This is a genomic window from Stutzerimonas stutzeri (assembly GCF_024448955.1).
Taxonomy (GTDB): domain Bacteria; phylum Pseudomonadota; class Gammaproteobacteria; order Pseudomonadales; family Pseudomonadaceae; genus Stutzerimonas; species Stutzerimonas stutzeri_AQ.
The window spans coordinates 162,008-177,761 of the sequence record NZ_JAMOIH010000009.1 but is presented as its reverse complement, the minus strand read 5'-3'; the positions used below and the strand labels follow the sequence as shown (position 1 = coordinate 177,761).

15 protein-coding genes are annotated in these 15,754 nt (G+C 61.7%); 8 read left to right on the top strand and 7 right to left on the bottom strand.

What is annotated here, in order from left to right:
• The first annotated feature begins 50 nt into the window (after positions 1-50).
• Together NA645_RS11850 and glmS are read left to right on the top strand one after the other, a co-directional pair.
• The gene (locus tag NA645_RS11850) at positions 51-833 is read left to right on the top strand and encodes a DeoR/GlpR family DNA-binding transcription regulator (RefSeq protein WP_058065464.1); all 783 of its coding nucleotides are present in this window, start codon (positions 51-53) and stop codon (positions 831-833) included.
• A gap of 2 nt (positions 834-835) precedes the next feature.
• Entirely contained in the window at positions 836-2,686 is a 1,851-nt protein-coding gene (gene glmS, locus NA645_RS11845) for a glutamine--fructose-6-phosphate transaminase (isomerizing) (protein ID WP_256048986.1), read from the top strand.
• 55 nt (positions 2,687-2,741) lie between these two features.
• On the opposite strand, the gene NA645_RS11840 is transcribed toward glmS, so the two are convergent.
• The 5 genes from NA645_RS11840 to NA645_RS11820 form a co-directional block, all read right to left on the bottom strand.
• Positions 2,742-3,308 carry a biliverdin-producing heme oxygenase gene (locus NA645_RS11840; RefSeq protein WP_256048985.1) on the bottom strand — a complete coding sequence of 189 codons (567 nt, stop codon included), beginning with the start codon at positions 3,306-3,308 and terminating at the stop codon, positions 2,742-2,744.
• Positions 3,301-5,709, bottom strand: a complete 2,409-nt coding sequence (locus NA645_RS11835; protein ID WP_256048984.1) for a response regulator — start codon at positions 5,707-5,709, stop codon at positions 3,301-3,303. Before NA645_RS11835 ends, NA645_RS11840 begins: the two co-directional genes overlap by 8 nt.
• A gap of 64 nt (positions 5,710-5,773) precedes the next feature.
• Complete coding sequence (locus tag NA645_RS11830) at positions 5,774-6,244, bottom strand: response regulator (RefSeq protein ID WP_256048983.1); 471 nt, start codon at positions 6,242-6,244, stop codon at positions 5,774-5,776.
• Positions 6,238-8,508 (bottom strand): ATP-binding protein, encoded by a 2,271-nt coding sequence (locus tag NA645_RS11825; RefSeq protein WP_256048982.1) that lies wholly within the window; start codon positions 8,506-8,508, stop codon positions 6,238-6,240. Before NA645_RS11825 ends, NA645_RS11830 begins: the two co-directional genes overlap by 7 nt.
• A gap of 290 nt (positions 8,509-8,798) precedes the next feature.
• Positions 8,799-9,725, bottom strand: coding sequence for a LysR family transcriptional regulator (locus NA645_RS11820; RefSeq protein ID WP_256048981.1), 927 nt, complete (start codon positions 9,723-9,725; stop codon positions 8,799-8,801).
• 138 nt (positions 9,726-9,863) lie between these two features.
• Here NA645_RS11820 and NA645_RS11815 point away from each other — a divergent pair, with 138 nt between their 5' ends.
• The gene (locus NA645_RS11815) at positions 9,864-10,268 is read left to right on the top strand and encodes a RidA family protein (protein WP_256048980.1); all 405 of its coding nucleotides are present in this window, start codon (positions 9,864-9,866) and stop codon (positions 10,266-10,268) included.
• Positions 10,269-10,271: 3 nt separating this feature from the next.
• Here the strand turns inward: NA645_RS11815 and NA645_RS11810 are convergent, their stop codons facing one another.
• Positions 10,272-11,546, bottom strand: a complete 1,275-nt coding sequence (locus NA645_RS11810) for an MFS transporter (protein ID WP_256048979.1) — start codon at positions 11,544-11,546, stop codon at positions 10,272-10,274.
• A gap of 313 nt (positions 11,547-11,859) precedes the next feature.
• On the opposite strand from NA645_RS11810, the gene NA645_RS11805 reads away from it, so the two are divergent.
• Both NA645_RS11805 and NA645_RS11800 read left to right on the top strand, forming a co-directional pair.
• The gene (locus tag NA645_RS11805; protein WP_256048978.1) at positions 11,860-12,267 is read left to right on the top strand and encodes an SMI1/KNR4 family protein; all 408 of its coding nucleotides are present in this window, start codon (positions 11,860-11,862) and stop codon (positions 12,265-12,267) included.
• 34 nt (positions 12,268-12,301) lie between these two features.
• A complete protein-coding gene (locus NA645_RS11800) occupies positions 12,302-12,673 on the top strand; it encodes a DUF3301 domain-containing protein (RefSeq protein ID WP_256048977.1) in 372 nt (123 codons plus the stop codon).
• An 8-nt stretch (positions 12,674-12,681) separates the two neighbouring features.
• Here the strand turns inward: NA645_RS11800 and NA645_RS11795 are convergent, their stop codons facing one another.
• Positions 12,682-13,647, bottom strand: coding sequence for a CobW family GTP-binding protein (locus tag NA645_RS11795; RefSeq protein WP_256049009.1), 966 nt, complete (start codon positions 13,645-13,647; stop codon positions 12,682-12,684).
• Between the two features lie 90 nt (positions 13,648-13,737).
• Here NA645_RS11795 and NA645_RS11790 point away from each other — a divergent pair, with 90 nt between their 5' ends.
• The 3 genes from NA645_RS11790 to NA645_RS11780 all read left to right on the top strand — a co-directional run bounded on the left by NA645_RS11790 (position 13,738) and on the right by NA645_RS11780 (position 15,707).
• On the top strand, positions 13,738-14,094 hold the full coding sequence (locus NA645_RS11790; protein ID WP_256048976.1) for an NADH:ubiquinone oxidoreductase: 357 nt from the start codon (positions 13,738-13,740) through the stop codon (positions 14,092-14,094).
• A gap of 150 nt (positions 14,095-14,244) precedes the next feature.
• Entirely contained in the window at positions 14,245-14,763 is a 519-nt protein-coding gene (locus NA645_RS11785; RefSeq protein ID WP_256048975.1) for a sigma-70 family RNA polymerase sigma factor, read from the top strand.
• Positions 14,760-15,707: a FecR domain-containing protein gene (locus NA645_RS11780; protein WP_256048974.1), complete on the top strand. Its 948-nt coding sequence runs from the start codon at positions 14,760-14,762 to the stop codon at positions 15,705-15,707. The genes NA645_RS11785 and NA645_RS11780 overlap by 4 nt, the downstream gene beginning before the upstream one ends.
• Positions 15,708-15,754: the final 47 nt, after the last annotated feature.

Here is a 15,754-nt window from a genome sequence, read left to right as displayed (position 1 = left end):
CTGCTTTAGGTTTTGATTCGCGCACTTTTCTTTCGAATCGAAACTTAAGCATGTCGAAACGCAACACGCCGCAACGACGCCACGCCATTCTTGCCTTGCTCAACGAGCAGGGCGAGGTGAGCGTCGATGAGCTGTCCAGACGTTTCGAGACCTCCGAAGTCACCATCCGCAAGGACCTTGCCGCACTGGAAAAGAACGGCCTGTTATTGCGCCGTTACGGTGGCGCTGTGCCCTTACCGCAGGAACTCATCGGCGACAGTGCACAGCCGATTTCCCCTTGGAAGCAGGCCATCGCCCGAGCCGCCGTCGGCTGCATTCGCGAGCACGCGCGCATCATCATTGATAGCGGCACCACGACCGCCGCGATGATTCCGGAACTGGGCCGCAAGCACGGCCTGCTGGTGATGACCAATTCTCTGAGCGTGGTCAATGCCCTGCGCGAGCTAGAGCACGAACCGACCCTGCTGATGACGGGCGGCACCTGGGACCCGCATTCTGAATCCTTCCAGGGGCAGGTGGCGGAACAGGTGCTGCGCTCCTACGATTTCGATCAGCTGTTCATTGGTGCCGATGGTATCGACCTGCAGCGCGGCACCACCACATTCAACGAATTACTCGGCCTGTCGCGTGTCATGGCTGAAGTGGCGCGAGAAGTCATAGTGCTTGCCGAATCCGACAAGATCGGCCGTCGCATTCCCAATCTGGAGTTGCCCTGGGGCGACATCCACACCCTCATAACGGACGACCGCCTCACCGCCGAGGCGCGTTCAAGCATCCAGGCTCGCGGCATCAAGCTGATCTGCGCAGCCATCGGAACCCATCAGGAGACCTGACCATGTGTGGCATCGTTGGCGCCGTCGCTGAACGCAACATCACCGCAATTTTGCTCGAAGGCCTCAAGCGTCTCGAGTACCGAGGCTATGACAGCGCCGGTGTGGCCGTGCTGGATGCAAGCGGCCAACTGCATCGCTTGCGCCGCTCCGGCAAGGTCGCCGAGCTGGAACAGGCGCAACAGCAGGAACAGCTTACCGGTCGCCTGGGCATCGCCCACACGCGCTGGGCCACTCATGGCGCGCCTTGCGAGCGCAACGCGCATCCGCACTTTTCCGGCGAAGACCTGGCGGTGGTGCACAACGGCATCATCGAAAACCACGAAGCCCTGCGCCAGCAACTGAAAGCACTGGGTTACGCCTTCGTTTCCGACACCGATACCGAAGTCATCGTGCACCTGCTGCACCACAAGCTCGACGAATACGGCGATCTCACCGTAGCGCTCAAGGCCGCTGTGAAGGAGCTGCATGGCGCCTATGGTCTGGCCGTGGTCAGCGCCAAACAGCCTGATCGTCTGCTCGCCGCCCGTAGCGGCAGTCCGCTGGTGATCGGACTGGGCCTGGGGGAAAACTTCCTTGCCTCGGATCAGCTGGCCCTGCGCCAGGTGACCGACCGTTTCATGTACTTGGAAGAGGGCGATATCGCCGAGATCCGCCGCGACAGCGTGCAGATCTGGGATGTCGCCGGTCAGGCGGTCGAGCGCGAAAGCGTGCAGTACCACGAAGGCGCGGAAGCGGCGGACAAGGGCGAGTACCGCCACTTCATGCTCAAGGAAATCCACGAGCAGCCCAAGGTTGTGCAACGCACGCTGGAAGGCCGCCTGGGTGATCGCCAGGTGCTGGTTCAGGCCTTCGGCCCGCAGGCGGCCGAGCTGTTCGCCAAGGTGCGCAACGTGCAGATCGTCGCCTGCGGCACCAGTTATCACGCCGGTATGGTTGCTCGTTACTGGCTGGAAGAACTGGCTGGCATACCCTGCCAGGTCGAGGTTGCCAGCGAGTTCCGCTATCGCAAGGTGGTGGTGCAGCCTGACACGCTGTTCGTCACCATCTCTCAGTCCGGCGAAACCGCCGATTCGCTCGCGGCGCTGCGAAACGCCAAGGCGCGCACGGGCGAGGAGGGGCGTTACCTCGCCAGTCTGGCGATCTGCAACGTGGGCATCAGCTCGCTGGTACGCGAATCCGATCTGACCCTGCTGACCCAGGCCGGTCCGGAAATCGGTGTGGCCTCCACCAAGGCCTTCACTACTCAGCTGGTCGGCTTGTTACTACTAACCCTGTCGCTGGGGCAGGTACGCGGCACCCTCGCACCGGCTCTGGAAGCGGAGCTGGTCGATGAACTGCGCCGCCTGCCGACGCGTCTGGGCGAAGCGCTGGCGATGGATACCACAGTGGAGAAGATCTCCGAGCACTTCGCCGAAAAGCACCACACGCTGTTCCTTGGCCGTGGGGCGCAGTATCCGGTGGCGATGGAGGGCGCGCTCAAGCTCAAGGAAATCTCCTACATTCACGCCGAGGCTTACCCGGCGGGCGAGCTCAAGCACGGGCCATTAGCACTGGTCGACGCCGATATGCCGGTGGTGACCGTGGCGCCGAACAACGAGCTGCTGGAAAAGCTCAAATCGAACCTGCAGGAAGTGCGTGCACGCGGTGGCGAGCTGATCGTCTTCGCCGACCGGGAAGCCGGTATTGAGAATGGCGAGGGCATCTTCATTGTCAGCATGCCCCATATCCATGACGTGCTGGCGCCGATTCTCTATACGCTGCCGTTGCAGCTGCTGTCGTACTACGTGGCCGTATTGCGTGGAACCGATGTCGACCAGCCGCGTAACTTGGCAAAGTCGGTGACGGTGGAGTGACAATTCGGTATTGACGCAAGAAAGGTAGTTGTACGCCTGAACCACAGAAAGGCCCTCAAGGGCCTTTCTTGTTCTCACCAGTGCCCGCCTGTTCGAGTGCTGCGCCGGCCATGAAAAGTGTAAATGTCGCCTCGGCAGCGGCAAGCATCGGCGCCCATGCGCAGGAACTGGCGGTTTCAAGGCGCGCGAGGAAGGTTGGCCAGAGCTTGGCGACGTCACCATGCTCCAGGTAGCTAACCGGCGCTGCTGGATCGATCTGACGCCGCCGCCGCGCCAGAATGGTTCCGCCGAGACGCGAACCTTCAAGCACATAGGCGGCGCCCCAGCAGCTGGCTTCATCCGGCAATAGTGGTGGTGGTAGTGCGGTCGGCACCGGGGTATCCAGCTCGCTGAGGTCCGCCAATAACGTGTGACGTCGCGCCCGTGCGGGCCAATCATCAAGCAGCCGAACGATGCCAGCCTGTTCCAGCGCGACTTCCACGGCGCCCAAGACCCGGCTGTGGGCCCGAAGGAAATGGAAGTAGCCGTCCTGCCGTTCGAAGTCAAAGCCGGCATAGGCAGCCTCGACACGTGCGTGCAGAGGAGCGGTTGCGTTCCTGAGACGGGCTCGCAGCTCAGACATCGATCAGATTGCCTTTTTGCAGCGCCAGCTCAATACCGTGCGCCAGCTGCTCCTCGCGAAACGGCTTCTGGATGATTGGGAAGCCCGCCAGACCACGCTCGCTCAGTTCCGCATAGCCGGTAACGATGACCACCGGCAGTTCCGGATTACGCGCCCGCACTGTCCGCGCCAGTTCACCGCCGTTCATGCCCGGCATCGCGAAGTCAGCCAACAGCAGGTCGACATCAATGCCTTCGGCCAGTAGTTGCAACGCATGTTTGCCGCTATCGGCCTCGGTTACTGCGAAGCCCAGATTACGCAGAATCTGGGCCGTCACTTCGCGAACGCTGGGATCGTCATCTGCCAGGAGGATGCTGTGGCGGCTGTTGCTTTCAATCGAGGCCATGCTCGTTGGCATCAGTGGTTGCGTCTCCTGCGTTGCCGCGGTTCGTGGCAGGAATACCATCACCGTAGTGCCGACACCGGGTTGACTTTGGATACGGGCACCGCCGCCGGACTGCTTAGCGAAACCGAACACTTGTGCCAGTCCGAGGCCGGACCCCTTGCCCACTTCCTTGGTGGTGAAGAAGGGTTCGAAGGCTTTGCTCAAAACCTCTTCGCTCATGCCTTCCCCCGTGTCGGCCACGGACAGCACCACGTATTCGCCCGGGCCGGGGTCTTCGGCGCGCAAGGCTGGCTGGTCAATGACCACATTACGGGTGCCAAGGGTGAGCTGGCCGCTGTCGCCCATGGCATCGCGGGCATTGATCGCGAGATTGAGGATGATCATCTCGATCTGTGTAGGGTCCACCAAGGCATGCCAGAGGTTGGCTTGCGTATCGGTCACAATGCTCACGTTACCGCCGAGGGTGCTCTTGAGCAGGCTCAGCAGGCTAACAAGGGTGTCGTTGAGGTTCACAGCCGTGGGAGCCAGTTGCTGACGCCGGGCAAAGGCGAGCAGCTGGCTGGTCAATGTGGCACCGCGTTCGCCGGAATTGCGGATGTATTCCAAGCGGCGCAGGCAGCGCTCGGCCGGTGCGCCACTTTCCAGATCGTTCTTTAGAAAGCTGGCGCTGGTCAGGATCACCGTCAGCAAATTGTTGAAATCATGGGCGACGCCAGCGGTCAGCTGGCCGACGGCTTCGAGCCGCTGCATCTGCTGCAGCGTGGCCTCGACGCGCTCGCGTTCCTGGATCTGTGCAAGCAGTTCGCGGTTGGCTTCGGCCAGTCTGTCGATGGTCGCGATTTCGCTGGTGATGTCCCGTGCGGCCGAATAGACGCGGCCGTCTTCGGCTACCGCGGACCATGACAGCCAGCGATAGCTGCCGTCGCGATGGCGTAGTCGGTTGACGAAGCGGTTGGCGACCTTGCCAAGACCGATCCGGGTGGTTTCCTCCAGCGACTCTTGAAGGTCGTCGGGGTGAACCAGCTCCATCAGGGAATTGCGCATCAGCTGGTCGAGGGGCCAGCCGAGAGTGTCTTCCCAGATCGGGTTCAGTGCGATCGGCATCATATCCAGCTGCGTGACCGCCAGCAGATCGCGCGACAGTTCCCAGGTGCGGTCGCGTTCCCGGGTTCGCTGCTCTACGCGCTCGCCCAGAGTTTCGTTCATGCGCTTGAGGGTCTGGGTCGCCAATTGCTGCTCGGTGATATCCATCACCACACCGACGAAGCGCGTGCAGACGCCCGCTTCGAAGAAGGCCTGACCCCGGGTTTCCATCCAGCGAATGCTTCTGTCCTCAAGGAGCACACGGTACTTGGCGCAGTACTCGCGATCATTTTCCAGGGTGATGGCCCGTTCGATCTGAATGCGCATGGCCTCGCGATCGTCTGGATGGCAGAGCTGTTCGAAGAGCGTCATGTCTACTGGGACGTTGGCCGAGAGGCCGAACATGGCGCGGCAACGCTCGTCCCATATCAGGGTTCCGCTTTGCGGCTCGTAGTCCCACATGCCTAGGCGCGAAGCATCGATGGCCAGACGGGCGCGTACTTCCACTTCCCGCAGCGCCTGCTCGGCCTGCAGGCGGCGACGGCGCTCGTTGACCTCGCTCAGCGCCCGCTCGACGGCTTTCGGTAGAAAACCCAGGTTCTGCTTGAGCACATAGTCAACGGCGCCGGAACGCATCATGTTGACTGCATTTTCTTCGCCGAATACGCCTGAAATGAATATGAAAGGTATTTGCGGGGCCAGCCTGCGCGCGTCCTGCAATGCCTGGCTGCCGGAATAGCCCGGCAGGATGAAATCCGCAAGTATCACGTCGAATTCGCGCCGCTGCAGCGCCTCGACTACCCCCGCTTGGTCATAAACCCGCTCGGCATGCGCCAGGACGTAGCCGCTGCGCTCCAGCGACAGTTGGGCCAGTTCGGCATCGTGCGGACTATCCTCGATGAACAGGACGCTAATGTTCTTTGGCGTTGGCATTTTTACCCGGTCGAGGAAGGCAGGATTCGAGGCAGCACGCCGGTCTTCTGCGGCGGCAGGTCGTTCAGTTCTGTTCGTCGTTAAAACCACGTTTGAGCCGCAGGGAACCGGGTGGCGGCTCGTTGAGAACGGCCCAGAAGAGACCGAGGTCGGAGATCGCGGCGACGAAATCCTTGAATTCGACCGGCTTCACCACGTATGCGTTCACGCCGAGCTCATAGGCCCTGAGCAGATCGGGTTCTTCCCGTGATGAAGTCAGCATGACCACTGGGATGCTACGTAGCTCAGGCGTTTCGCGCACTATCTTGAGTACTTCCAGACCGTCGACCTTCGGCAGCTTGAGATCCAACAACAGTACCGCGGGGTTGCCATCGGCCCGTCCGGCATAGCTTCCGGTGCGCTGCAAATAACTCAGCGCTTCGGCGCCATCGCGCATGATCACCACGTCGTTCGCCAACTGGCTGCGCTCCAGCGCAATCAGTGTCAGCTCCAGGTCGTGGGGGTTGTCCTCTATCAGCAGTATCGGTTTCAGCATCGCGTGTCTCGGTCCAGAGATGTATAGGTCAATTTAGGAAGCGAAAAAAAGAAGGTAGCGCCCTTGTCTAGTTCACCTTCCGCCCAGACACGGCCGTCGTGGCGCTCGATGATGCGGCGCACGCTCGCCAGGCCGATACCGGTGCCTTCGAACTCCTCCATTCGATGCAGGCGTTGAAAAACACCGAATAGCTTGCCGGCGTATTGCATGTCGAAGCCCACGCCGTTGTCACGGACGTAAACAATCACCTCTCCGTGGCGTTGCTCAGCGCCGACCTCGATCACTGTCCGCTCGCGCGTGCGGGTGTATTTCACGGCGTTTCCTAACAGGTTGCGCAGCGCCATATGGAGGAAAGCCGCATCGGCCACTACGATTGGCATCGGCAGCAAATGCCATTCGATCTGTCGGCCTTCGCAGTCGGGGGTGAGTTCCTCCCGGATCGACGCAACCAGCGCACCGAGATCCACATCAGACATGCGCAATGCGGAGCGGCCCATTTGCGAAAAGGTCAGCAGATTGTCGACCAGGGTGCCGGCAAAACTGGCCGCATCCGAAATGTTGTCCAGAAAGCGTAGCCCCCGCTCGCTTAGACGACTGCCTTCCAGTTCGCTGAGCAACTCGGTGTACCCGGCGATATGCCGCAGCGGCGCCCGCAGGTCGTGAGACACGCTGTACGAAAACGACTCAAGTTCCTTGTTGCTGGCACGCAGCTCGCCGGCTAGTTGGGCCATTTCTTCAGCCTTGCGCAGCACGATGCCGAGCACCGCGTTGCGCAGTTCAAGTGCGCCTTCGATTTCGTCCCGTTCCCAGGGAGTCGCGTAACCCCGCAGGGTTTCCCGCCATCGTTCGAAACTATGGCGCGGGCTGAGCGCACCACTCTCGAGATCGACTCTTTTCTCCGGTCGTCCGGCCCAATCGACGGTCTTGATCTGCTCATGGCGGAACCAGATCAGGTAGTGTGCATGCAGGCGGGAGATAGAGATCGCCATGACACCAGCGCAATACTCGGCCAGTTCTGGCAAATCGGGAATATCGAGGGATACGCAGTCGCTGTGGTAGATCAGCCGGTCGCGCTGTGCGCCCAGCCATTTGGCCAACTGCAAGATTTGTTCGTGGTCGGGGGTTTCGCCAATGGTTTCGCAGGTTTCCGCGGAGATAATCGCCGCGCCATGGGCGCCGGCAAAGTCGAGCGCCACATCCGGCAACTGGCGAAAGCCGTCCACTACGCTGTCGTGGTCGGCCATCGCTGACAGGAGGCGTACAATCTGTTGACGCAGTTCAAGCTTGCGCTGCGCCAGGGTTTCGACTTCCCGTGCCTCGATCTGCAACGCCAGGATGCGCCCGAGCAACTCGCATGATGTTCGGGTCTGGTAACTGACGTGGCGCGGCTGTGCATTGTGGCAGGAGATCAGGCCCCAGAGCCGCCCGCGGATCACGATGGAGATTGACATCGAGGCCAGCGTGCCCATGTTGCGCATGTACTGCAGATGCACCGGTGACACGCTTCGTAGCGCCGCGAAACTCAGGTCCAAAGGCTCGCCGGTTGAGGGGTTCAGTGCCGGCACCAGCGGCGAAGGCTGGTAATTGGCGTCCTGGATGACCCGAATCAGGTTTTCTTGGTAAAGCAGACGGGCCTGAGGCGGGATATCGGATGCCGGAAAGCACAGTCCTAGATACTGCGCATAGCCAGGGTCAGCCGCTTCGGCCAGTACCAGGCCATTGTCATTGGCATCGAACCGGTAAGCCTTGACCCGACCGAAGCCGGTGATGCGCTTGACCTCTTTGACGGCGAGTTGGCAAAGGCTTTCCAGCTCGCGGGTCTCTTCCAGCTGCACGACGAAGGTACGCATCAGTGGGTAGAGCGAGTTATAGGCATCAAGGGGATCGCCGGCTCGCTCGAACTCCAGGATCAGCTGGCCCTTGCGGCGGTGCGCCATCACCGCGAACACAGACTCCCCAGCGCCGTTGAGGCTGAAGCTTACGTCGCTCAGGTGGAAAGGGTTCTGATCATCTTCGGTCAGCGCCGCCAGGCCAGCATCGATCCGCTCGATGTTGAGCAGTGTGGAAAGCGGCTTGCCCAACAATGTCGATGCCTCGAGGCCCAGCCATTCCACTACGTTCTTGCTGGCTTGCTGTATTCGCAGCTGCGGCTCGTCGACTACTAGAAGGAAACCGTGTGGCTGGATGCTGCCGGGAATGTGAATGGGTTCATCGGCGCATCGGTCGATGGCCTTAAGCAGGTCGTGGGCCTCGGTAGTGGTCATTGTGGTCCTTGTTCATGTCCTGTTCGGACCGAAGTGACAGGCAGGCACAAAGCGAATTGCTATTCAATGCCAGTGACAGCGCCGTAATTGCGATGGCAGGTTTGGATCCGACAACAGAGCGTGTAGTTTGGCAGGCACTTTAACCCGACCGAACTGGCTCGCCAATGCGCTGAGCTAGCCAAAGCCAGTCTTTTGAGGGGCATGTGAGGATAGGTATGTAGGCCCTTTCCTTCTTGAATGCTTGGCAGTCCGCCGTGCGAGTCGTGTTCGTAATGGTCTGACAGCGAGGGTCACAAGATATGCCGGCTGCGGACAGGGAAATGCTTTGCCATGAGTTCAACCATCCAATCGATGAACACGCGCAGCTTGGCACTGAGGTGCCGGTTCGGCGGAAAGGCGATGTACATCGGCATGGAGTCGAGTCGCCAGCGCTCGAATAGCGGTACCAGTTCACCGCGCGCGACGTGCTCGGCTGACATGTAATGCGGCAGCCAGAGCACGCCGAGGCCGGCCAGGCCAGCGGCGAGGTACGCGTTGCCGTCATCGACCGATAACGCATAGCGGCCGAGCAAGCTGATGCTCTCACCCTCGCGGCGCATGGCGTACGGAGCGGCTTTGCCGGCACGTGCCCAGACGAATCCCACGATGCGGTGATGCGAGTCTTCCAATTCCCGCGGATGCTGCGGCGTGCCAGCGCGTTCCAGGTAGCCCGGCGCGGCGTACACGCCGAGTTGCAGTTCGCCGACGCGCCGGGCCACCAGCGATTGATCGGTGAGCTCGCCGCCGCGCATGACGCAATCTACGTTTTCGCCGATCAGGTCCACTGTGCGATCACTTACGCCCAGGTCCAGCTGAATGTCGGGGTATCGCGCATAGAACGCTGGCAGTGCGGGTATCAGAATCAGCCGGGCGAAGGGACTGGGCACGTCCACCCGCAGCCTGCCGCGCGGCGATGCCGAGGCGCCGGACAGGCTCGTCTCGGCGTCGTCCAGATCGGCCAGCAGGCGCAGCACATGCTCGTAATAGACGGCACCGTCGGCGGTGACCCCGACCTTGCGTGTGGTGCGGTTGAGCAGCCGCACGCGCAACCGCGCCTCCAGCTGCTGCACCAGTTGCGTCACGCTGGTTCTGCTCGTGCCGAGGGTCTCGGCGGCCTTGGTGAAACTACCGGTTTCCACCACGCGGGCGAATGCCTGCATCGCATCGAAGCGGTCCATCTTGGCTCCACCGTTCCAGGAATTGTTTGGATTCTACAAACAATGATGACCGGACTTGCCTGTTTATCCCGCGCGACGGCGCGCCTAGATTCAGGTCTCCCTGAATGACGGGGCGGTTCGACCCCAATAGGAGATTCCATGACACAGCGCGACGTAGTTTTCCCACCCGCACGCCAGGCGCTCTACGAGCGAAACCGCTATTCGCCGGCAATCCGATCCAATGGACTGCTGTTCGTTTCCGGGCAGGTTGGCAGCCGCGAGGACGGTTCGCCCGAGCCTGAGCTGGAAACTCAGGTCAGGCTCGCGTTCGAGAATTTGAATGCCATCCTCAAGGCGGCGGACTGCACCTTCGATGACGTGATCGATGTGACCCTGTTCATCGTCGATCCCGAAGCGCAATTCGACACGATCTGGAAAGTCGTGCCGGACTATTGGGGCAGCGCGCCCCACCCGACCCTGACAGCCGTCGGCGTGACCTGGCTCTACGGCTTTCAGTTCGAAATTAAGGTCATCGCCAGACTGCCGGAAGCTGCGGAAAGCTGACGTCTATTTCGCTGAGGCCGTGCGCGACGGTGCTTGCGGCGCGGCGTCCTCGAAGCGATCGACCTGGCGCAGACTCCGGAAGCCCAGTAGCCAACCGCCCGTAACCGTCAGGGTGCAGGCACAGCCCAGCAGCGCCGCCGGCACCGCGCCAAACCAGGCGGCGCTGGTGCCGGCGCGGAATTCGCCGAGCTCGTTGGATGAGCCGATGAACAGCATGTTCACCGCGTTGACCCGACCGCGCATGGCATCCGGTGTGGAGAACTGGATCAGCGAGGAGCGGATATACATGCTCACCATGTCCGCACCGCCGGCCACCATCAGCGCGGCGAAGGACAGCCAGAACAGGCTCGACAGCGCGAATACCAGATTGGCCAGGCCGAATAGCGCGACCGCCGCGAACATGACCAGCCCTACGTGACGATTGAACGGCCGTACGCTGATATACAGTCCCACCGCCACCTCACCGAGGGCCATGGCGCTGCGTAGCAGACCGAGGCCGGTGGGGCCGACTTCCAGCACCTCCTGGGCATAGATCGGTAGCAGCGCCACCACGCCGCCTAGCAGCACGGCAAACAGGTCGAGAGAAATGGTGCCGAGGATGATTGGCCGCGAGCGGATGAAACCGATGCCGGCGGTGAAGCGCGCCCAGGCCGTGGTTTCAAGCGCCTGCATCGCTTCGGCATAGCGAACCGGCACCCAGCGCAGCAGCAGGATCCCGGCCAGGAAGAACAGTAGACACGCCGCATAAGTAAGCCCGCCACCGCCCAGCGCATAAAGGCCACCACCGAACACCGGCCCGGCAATGGTCGACCCGCGCACGATCATGCTGTTGGCGGCAATTGCCGCAGCCAGTTTTTCACGCGGCACGATTTGCGGTAGCAGGCTGGACAGCGCCGGCCCGGTGAACGCCCGGGCGCAGCCGTAGAACACCAGCACAATGTAGAAGCCGATGATTGCCCCGCCACTGAGCGACAACCACAGCAAGGCCGCCGCACACAGCGCCTCCAGCCCCCAGCTGAGCATCAGGATGCGCTTGCGGTCGTAACGGTCGATCAGATCTCCCGCAGGCATCAGCAGCAACAGCATGGGCACGAACTGAGCCAGGCCGACATAGGCCAGCGACAGCGGATCGCGAGTCATTTCGTACACCTGCCAAGCCACCACCACGGCCAGAATCTGCACGGCGAACATGGCCAGCACTCGACTGATCAGAAACGGCAGAAAACCGGGCTGACGGTAGACGGAAGCGGGTAGAGCGGAAGCGTCGGAACGGGACATGGCAAATATCCGGGGCACCAGGGTCGGGCCGAAAAGCCGGCCAATCTACTGGAGTGGTGGGGCTTCAGGCAAACGCCGGCTGGCCCTTTCAGATCGCGACCGATTCGGGCGAGAAGGACGCATCGGCGCGCACCGATGGCCATGATCCGGCCGCCTCCGTATCCAACCATAACCGCGGTTCTTCGTAGGCGAGCGCGCGCTGCTGCTCAGCGCTCAGATGATGGCGACGATTGTTGTTGGCGCGGGGCTGGCTCGTGTGCGTTCGGGCTTGTATAACTCGTCTTTGAACGCGAACTTCACGAACGGGGACGGCATGGAAGAGGTAATTGAACAGCTGCGTGAACTTAACGAGCCGGTACCGGTTCCGTTGGAACTGCCAGACGACGACCGCTTAGTTGAAATCGAAGAAGAGCTGCTGATCAATTTGCCGTTCGGCCTGCGCGAATTTCTGCTAACGGTCAGCGACGTCGTCTATGGCCGGCTCGAGCCGGTGACCGCCGTCGATCCGCAATCGCATACCTACCTACCGGAAGTGGCCGCGAACGCATGGGATGCCGGCGTGGCTCGGGACTTGTTGCCGATCTGTCAGGACGGCCCCGACTACTACGTGATCGATCTGGAAGGCGAAGTCATGCTGTTCGATGGTGACGCGCATGAACTCACCGATGAAAGCTGGGAAACCGTGTGGCACTGGGTGCGCGACGTTTGGCTGGAGAGTTGAGTCGCGTGTTCAGGCGCAAGGAGACGCCAAGGTCATGGTGACGCTTGGCAATCTGTGCGTTTTCCTCCTGTTGATGACAGCGGCCGCCTGGCTCTGGCATTCCCATGGCATACGCGAGCGTGCGCTGGCAGCGGTGCGCCGCCATTGCGAAAAGATGGATGTCGATCTGCTCGATGGCAACGTCGCGTTTCGCCGCCTTGGTTTTGTGCGCGACGCGCGCGGACAACGCCGCTTTGCGCGCGTCTACGGCTTCGAATTCACCGTGACGGGCGAGCAGCGGCATCAAGGCAGTATCATCATGTTCGGTCCGCGACCGGGTCCGATCGAGATGCAAGCGCATCCCTTCAAGGCCCCGCCGGATTCGGGGCGGGTGATTCAAATGGACGATTGGCGTCGCGATGACTGATCTCTCGATCAAAGGCGGCAGGCGGCCATTGCTGCTTTCAGAAGCGCTTCGTCTGCGGGTCCGTTGAAAATCAATTCGAGGCGTGAATCCTTTCGCCATTCGCTGGGCTTGAATAGCAGCCGCTCGCCGGCCAAGGCATTGGCCGAGCGCCAGCCATCGGGGCTATGGAGCACCATTTTCGCCCGGCGCCAATCCAGGCTACCGAGCCACCGCTCGATACGCTGCAGATCGAAACGCTGACTTGAATGCCAACGCCAACCGATGCTCCAGCCGTCTGCGCTTGCCTGGCTTTGGCAGACCGGCTGTTGCGGATACAGCCAGACATCGCCGACGGGTGCCGCAGAGGCGGATAGAGGAAGCGGGCTGTCGGCTCGGGGGCCGGCTCGCTGGTCGATACCCGGTAGCGCTGTAATCGGAAATTCGCCCTGGGTCGTCCAGAGCAATGGCAATGAGGGCAGCCCCGCCATGATGCGCTGGCGATCTGCCTGATCCAGCGCCTCGCTTTTATTCAGCAGCAATAGGCCACTGCGCTGAATCGCTTGTTGCACGCTGCGTGGCAAGGGCTCGTCACGCGCAAGGGCGGCGGCGTCGAGCACCGCCAGGCAGGGCTGCAGCGCCAGAGCATCCTGCCATGGCGGCGCGCCGAGTTGAGTGAGCAGCTCAGTCGGGTGGCCCAGCCCGGAAGGTTCGATAAGCAGCCGATCCGGTTTGGCTTTGCGTAGCAATCGGCTCAGGCCGACCTGAAAGGGCACGCCGTTGACGCAGCACAGGCAGCCGCCGGAGACTTCCGCGAGACTGATGCCCGCTTCATCGGTGCTCAGCAGTGCTGCGTCGAGGCCGATCTGACCGAACTCGTTGATCAACACTGCCCAGCGCTCGGACGCGGGTTTCTGCGCCAGCAGCGATCGGATCAAGCTGGTCTTGCCGGCGCCGAGGGGGCCGCAGATTACGTGAGTAGGTATTTGAGTCAGCATGGGCGCCATGGTGCTCATTCGGCGGATGGATTGGAAGCGGCCATGGGGCCTGCGTGCTAGAGTCGCCGCAGTCAGATGAAGGGATAATCGATGCGTTTATTGTGTTGTCTGCTGCTATCGCTAGGTGTCGCTGGCCAGGCGTCGGCCCAGGGCTGCGTCATCCACAGCCAGGACGAGCGCATCGAGGTGAAGGTCTGTCAGCAGAACCGTAATATTCCGGCCGAGTTGTTCCGCTCCGGATTTTGTCAGCCTGAACTCAAAGGGCAGCAGGTCGAGGTCAGCTTCGTTGAGCAGTGTCCCGGCGGCGCCTTTGGCGTCTGTCGCAACGCCCAGGTGTCCAACATGCCCTATCGACAGGACATTCACTATTACGGCATCGCCAGCGATGCGCGCTTCCTTCAGCCGGCCTGCGAGCAGGCCAGTGATGGCGAGTGGGTTGCTCCCTGAGGATTCATGGGCGTTCCACGTGAAACACTTGCTTTCCTCCTGTGGCAGGGTTCGTCTCGAACGTGCCCACGTCGGCAGTACATATACTGCCGTAGCTTGTGAAGTTGAGAAGCGTTAGCATTACGATCTCGACGGCAAAGGGCAGCAGCCATGGCAACCCAGGGGATGGTCCGGCAACAGTTGGTACATCGACTCTATGTCGATCATCAGGGCTGGCTGAACGGCTGGCTACGCCGTCAGCTCGGCTGCAGCCAGAAGGCAGCGGACCTGGCGCAAGACACCTTCGTACGTGTCCTGACCAAAGATCACAGCCTCGAAGCGATTCGTGAACCGCGAGCCTTCCTGCATACCGTCGCCAGAGGCCTGTTGATCAATCACTGGCGCCGCAGGCAAATCGAGCAGGCCTATCTGGACGCGCTCGCCTCGCAGCCGGAGTCATACGCGCCGTCACCCGAATCCCACGCGCTGGTCATCGAAACCTTGCTGCAAGTCGACGCGATGCTGGCGCGGCTGCCGGATAAGGCTCGCCGTGCGTTCCTGTTTTCCCAGTTGCAGGGGATGACCTACGCGGCGATCGCCGCCGAGCTTGGCGTCTCCGAACGCATGGTCAAGAAATACATGGCGCAGGCCATGCTGCACTGCCTGACTCTGCTCGACGACGCGCCATGACCCTCGATTATCAGGTACTGCAAGCCGCAGCCCAGTGGTTCGCGGTGCTGCAATCCGATGCGGTCAGCGAGTCTGATCGCCAGGCCTGGCGCGCTTGGGTCGCCATACCCGAGCACGCCAAGGCTTGGCAGCGGGTGGAACAGATCAGCGGACGGTTGCAGCCGTTGACGAGCGACCCGTTCGGCTCCGCAGCGACGGTTCTGCTGCAACGTCGCGAGCCGACTCGGCGGCACGCACTCAAGACCCTTTCGATTCTATGCGGCGGCGCCTTGCTGGCGTTCGCCGGCGGTGCGCTGCCATGGCGTAGCTGGGCGGCGGACCGCCGTACGGCGGTGGGGGAGGTGCGCGACTGGCGCCTGGATGATGGCTCGCGGCTGTGGTTGAACACCGATAGCGCATTGGCTGTCGCGTTCAACGATCAGGCTCGGCAGCTGTCGCTGTATCGTGGCGAAGCGTTGCTGCAGGCCTCTGCCGAACGGCGCCCGCTGCTGTTACGCACATCCGAAGGCGAACTTCAGGCACGCAGCGCTGCGAGGTTTTCGGTGCTGCAGCGCGACGGCAGCACTCAGCTCAGCGTGTTCGAGGGCGCCATCGATATCAGGCCCGCCGGGCGCAGTGGTGTTCATACCGTCCTGCAAGGCCAGCAGGTGGCGTTCGATGCTCTGCAAATCAGGCCTGGTCGGCCCGTTCAGCCGGGTCGTCAGGCATGGAGCAGCGGCGTCCTACTGGCCGATGATCTGCGTCTGGACGAGTTCGTCGCCGAGCTGGCGCGCTATCGTCAGGGCTATCTCGGTTGCGATCCGCGCATCGCCGGCCTGCGGGTGGTCGGCGCCTATCCGCTGGCTGATACGGAGCGGATTCTCGAGGCTCTGGCCAGTACCTTGCCGCTGCGCATCAACCGGCGGTTGCCCTGGTGGGTCAGCCTCGAGCCGTCATCCGCCTGACAAAACGCGAATGTAAAAAATTCTTATCTGCAGTTCCCTTTTGCTTG